Genomic DNA, 4,269 nt, shown 5'->3' on the forward strand with positions numbered 1-4,269 from the left:
TGATGGTGATACCACGAGCTTTCTCTTCCGGCGCGTTATCGATCTGGTCGAATGCGCGAGCAGCACCACCGTAGGTTTTAGCCAGAACGGTAGTGATGGCAGCGGTCAGCGTTGTTTTACCATGGTCAACGTGGCCGATAGTACCGACGTTAACGTGCGGTTTTGTACGTTCAAACTTTTCTTTAGACATCGATTGTCCCTCTAAGACACGGATAAATCGGTGATATCACCACATCAACCAGGCGAAAATGCCTGAACTGTTGAATACATTTAAATTGAAACAGAGAGAAACGGGAGGGAGAAGTGAAGTGGTGCTGATACCCAGAGTCGAACTGGGGACCTCACCCTTACCAAGGGTGCGCTCTACCAACTGAGCCATATCAGCACGTATTGGAGCGGGCAGCGGGAATCGAACCCGCATCATCAGCTTGGAAGGCTGAGGTAATAGCCATTATACGATGCCCGCATCCTGAAACTCGGCTACCCAGTTCTTTCTGTAACAAAAAAAGAGATCTCTCTCTTTTTAAGTTCGAGCTGGTCGATTTTTTTGACCAACTCCGGCGGCGAAAACGCTGCCAGAAAGTGGTGGTGGGGGAAGGATTCGAACCTTCGAAGTCTGTGACGGCAGATTTACAGTCTGCTCCCTTTGGCCGCTCGGGAACCCCACCGGACTTGATGGTGCCGACTACCGGAATCGAACTGGTGACCTACTGATTACAAGTCAGTTGCTCTACCTACTGAGCTAAGTCGGCATCAAGTAGCGCGCATTCTAGGGAGACCTGCGGACTCATGCAACAAAAAAATCGCATAAAACGTTCTATCGCTCACATTTTGTGCGCTGGCATGAAAAAATGCTGTCATTTCATGCAACGACGAACAAATATTCAACGTTTTGTAGGTTTATACAGGGAGATGAGAAAGTGAGAAAGAGACTAAACGATTGTGTGCCGATCCTGTTACGTGATGCGTATCAGTGAAAGCACTATTCGCCACTATTTTTTCTTATCCTTACCCGCAATCTGATGTTACCCTCCTGCCCATTGTCCATAATAAACTTCAATGTAGCGTGCCATTGAGCTGTCTTTCAGGACTGCGCATCGCTGAACGTTTATCTCCGCAACGGTGACGATCAATGGCAGGCAGAAACATGCTTATGAATGCAGCAGAGCAAACGTTAATGACGCCTTACTTACAGTTTAACCGCAGCCAGTGGGCTGCACTTCGAGATTCGGTGCCGATGACCCTGACGGAAGGGGAAATTGCGCGGTTAAAAGGTATTAATGAAGATCTCTCCCTTGAGGAGGTTGCCGAGATCTATCTGCCCCTGTCGCGTTTACTCAATTTTTATATCAGCTCCAATTTGCGCCGTCAGGCGGTACTGGAACAGTTCTTGGGTACTAACGGACAGCGCATCCCCTATATCATCAGCATTGCCGGCAGCGTGGCCGTGGGTAAAAGCACTACCGCTCGCGTATTGCAGGCATTGCTGAGCCGCTGGCCAGAGCACCGCCGGGTGGAGTTAATTACCACCGATGGCTTCCTCCATCCCAACCAGGTGCTTAAAGATCGCGGTCTGATGAAGAAGAAAGGCTTCCCGCAGTCCTATGATATGCACCGGCTGGTGAAGTTTGTTTCCGATCTCAAGTCTGGCGTGCCGGACGTGACCGCCCCCGTTTATTCCCATCTTATTTATGATGTGATTCCGGATGGGGATAAGACGGTCACCCACCCCGATATTTTAATTCTCGAAGGTCTGAATGTGTTGCAGAGCGGAATGGATTACCCTCACGATCCGCATCATGTATTTGTTTCGGACTTTGTCGATTTCTCTATTTATGTCGATGCCCCGGAAGAGCTATTACAGCGCTGGTATATCAACCGCTTTTTAAAATTCCGTGAAGGGGCGTTTAGTAACCCGGACTCTTACTTCCATAGCTATGCGAAGCTCTCTGAAGAGGAGGCCGTTAAGGTCGCCACCTCCTTGTGGCAGGAGATTAATTTCCTGAATCTAAAAGAGAATATCTTGCCTACCCGTGAAAGAGCGAGCCTTATCATGACCAAAAGCGCTAATCACGCAGTTGAGCAGGTTCGGTTACGCAAATAAAAGAGGGAGCGCTAAGCTCCCTTTCTCATTATTATTCCGCGCTTCTTAGCGAAATTTCACCGCCCATCCATGCTTTAATTGCGCCCTCCTGCTCAAGCAGTAGCGCACCTTGCGCATCTATTCCGCGTGAAATACCGACTATCTCTTTTTCGCCCATAATGAGTTTGACTGGCCGGTTAATAAAGTTATCCAGTTTTTCCCAGCGGGAGAGGTAGGGGGTTAAGCCCTCCTGCTCAAATAGTTCCAGCGCAACCCGCAGTTCGTTGATTAAGCGGGCGGCCAGCGTATTACGATCGAGGTTGATCCCCGCCTCTTGCAGAGTGATCCAACCCTGGTTCAGCACTTCAGTATCAACCTGCCGCATCACCATATTAATGCCCGCGCCTATGACCACATGCGCCGCATCGCCGGTTTTACCCGTTAGCTCAACGAGGATCCCTGACAGCTTGCGATCCTGCAAATAGAGGTCGTTAGGCCACTTAACGCGTACCTGGCTGGCACCCAAGTCGCGCAGCACTTCTGCCATCACGATACCGATGACCAGGCTCAGTCCAATAGCAGCAGCAGGGCCCTGTTCAAGACGCCAGTACATGGAAAGATAGAGATTCGCCCCAAAAGGAGAGAACCATTTACGCCCGCGTCGGCCCCGCCCTGCCAGCTGATATTCGGCAACGCACGCATCGCCTGACTGTAAGGTACCAATACGATCCAGCAGGTACTGATTCGTTGAATCAATAACCGGCAGTACCGCTACCTGGCCCTGGTTTATCTGGCTACTGATGAATTCCTGGCTTAGCAGCTGGATGGGTTCCGGCAGGCTGTAGCCTTTTCCGGGTACGGTAAAGACGTCAACGCCCCAGTCGCGCAGGGTTTGGACATGTTTGTTAATGGCCGCCCGGCTCATTCCCAGGCGCTCGCCTAACTGCTCTCCTGAATGAAACTCGCCGTCGGCAAGGATAGAAATCAGGGTTAATGGAATTGTATTATCCTTCACGCAATAATCTCCACAGCGTTCACTTCTCCCGTTGGGCCGATAAAGCGCACCTCCGGCTCCAGCCAGACATTAAATTTTTCACCTACCTGCTGACGTACATGATGTGCCAACGCTACTACATCCTTACTGGTCGCCTGGTGCTCATTGATAAGCACAAGCGCCTGCTGGCGATGAACGGCCGCTCCCCCTACCGTTGTGCCTTTCAGCTGGCAACGATCGATAAGCCAGCCGGCGGCCAGCTTAACGGTGCCATCAGCCTGTGGATAGTGCGGCGCATCAGGATAGTGAGTCAGCAGCTGCTGCGACACCTCTGTGCTTACTACGGGGTTTTTAAAGAAGCTGCCCGCGTTACCGTTGACTTTAGGATCGGGAAGCTTGCTCATGCGCATATTGCAGACGGTATCAAAGATCTCCTGCGCCGTGGCGGTAGCGGGATCGAGACGCGCCAGATCGCCATAAGTCAGTACCGGCTGCCATGCTTTGGGCAAGCGTAGCCCCACCGCAACAATGGCATGGCTGTGCTGATATTCATGCTTAAAGATGCTGTCCCGGTAGCCAAAGCGGCACGCCTGGGCGGTAAGCCGCTGCATATGGCCTGTGGCCAGCTCTATGCAGTCAACGTAGTCACACACGCGCTGTAGCTCAACGCCATACGCGCCGATGTTTTGAATGGGGGATGAACCTACGCAACCGGGGATGAGGGCAAGATTCTCCAGGCCAGGCATTCCTCTACCCAGCGTGTACTGAACCAGCCGGTGCCAGTTCTCCCCAGCGCCAACGTGCAGATGCCAGGCATCAGATTTGTCGGTGATATCGATACCCATGATGCGGTTAACAATAACGGTTCCGGCAAAATCATTCAGAAAAAGAACGTTACTCCCCTCACCCAGGATCAATACTGGCTGTTGGATCTGCGCGGCATTCTGCCAGGCGCTAAGGAGCTGTTGCACATTTTCGGCAAGCACGATGTGATTCGCATTATGCGCAATGCCAAAGGTATTCCAGGGCTTAAGGGAGTGATTCATAGACGCCATCCAAAGACAAAAACAGGGCTAGTGTACCCCATATGATGGACGATCGCTTGTGGTTGTCGTAATGGCTTACTTTGCAGGAAATAACGCAAAAAGGCCATCCTTACGGATGGCCTTCTGCTTGTTTGATGCCTGGCAGT

At 51.5% G+C, this 4,269-nt stretch carries 4 protein-coding genes and 4 tRNA genes; 1 reads left to right on the forward strand and 7 read right to left on the reverse strand.

Going from position 1 to position 4,269, the window contains the following annotated elements; genetic code table 11:
• From RTN40_RS20910 to RTN40_RS20930, 5 genes are all read right to left on the reverse strand, one after another.
• Positions 1-190: GTP-binding protein (locus RTN40_RS20910; RefSeq protein ID WP_021498352.1), on the reverse strand; the 190-nt coding region annotated here is incomplete at its 3' end.
• A 119-nt stretch (positions 191-309) separates the two neighbouring features.
• Positions 310-385 (reverse strand) — tRNA-Thr (locus RTN40_RS20915).
• 6 nt (positions 386-391) lie between these two features.
• Positions 392-466 (reverse strand) — tRNA-Gly (locus RTN40_RS20920).
• A gap of 117 nt (positions 467-583) precedes the next feature.
• A tRNA-Tyr gene (locus RTN40_RS20925) sits at positions 584-668 on the reverse strand.
• Positions 669-676: 8 nt separating this feature from the next.
• A tRNA-Thr gene (locus RTN40_RS20930) sits at positions 677-752 on the reverse strand.
• Positions 753-1,153: 401 nt separating this feature from the next.
• Between RTN40_RS20930 and coaA the strand changes: the two genes are divergently transcribed.
• On the forward strand, positions 1,154-2,104 hold the full coding sequence (gene coaA / locus RTN40_RS20935; RefSeq protein ID WP_181016677.1) for a type I pantothenate kinase: 951 nt from the start codon (positions 1,154-1,156) through the stop codon (positions 2,102-2,104).
• A gap of 31 nt (positions 2,105-2,135) precedes the next feature.
• Here coaA and birA read toward each other — a convergent pair whose 3' ends face one another.
• Entirely contained in the window at positions 2,136-3,098 is a 963-nt protein-coding gene (birA, locus tag RTN40_RS20940) for a bifunctional biotin--[acetyl-CoA-carboxylase] ligase/biotin operon repressor BirA (RefSeq protein WP_312230015.1), read from the reverse strand.
• Entirely contained in the window at positions 3,095-4,123 is a 1,029-nt protein-coding gene (gene murB / locus RTN40_RS20945; RefSeq protein WP_312230016.1) for a UDP-N-acetylmuramate dehydrogenase, read from the reverse strand. Before murB ends, birA begins: the two co-directional genes overlap by 4 nt.
• Positions 4,124-4,269: the final 146 nt, after the last annotated feature.

Source organism: Pseudescherichia sp. (genome assembly GCF_031987975.1).
Classification (GTDB): Bacteria; Pseudomonadota; Gammaproteobacteria; order Enterobacterales; family Enterobacteriaceae; genus Pseudescherichia.

What these genes read in the sequence shown, in the direction of transcription:
- murB (WP_312230016.1), bottom strand. Translation starts at nt 4,123, where the DNA reads ATGAATCACTCCCTTAAGCCCTGGAATACCTTTGGCATTGCGCATAAT.
- coaA (WP_181016677.1), top strand. Translation starts at nt 1,154, where the DNA reads ATGAATGCAGCAGAGCAAACGTTAATGACGCCTTACTTACAGTTTAAC.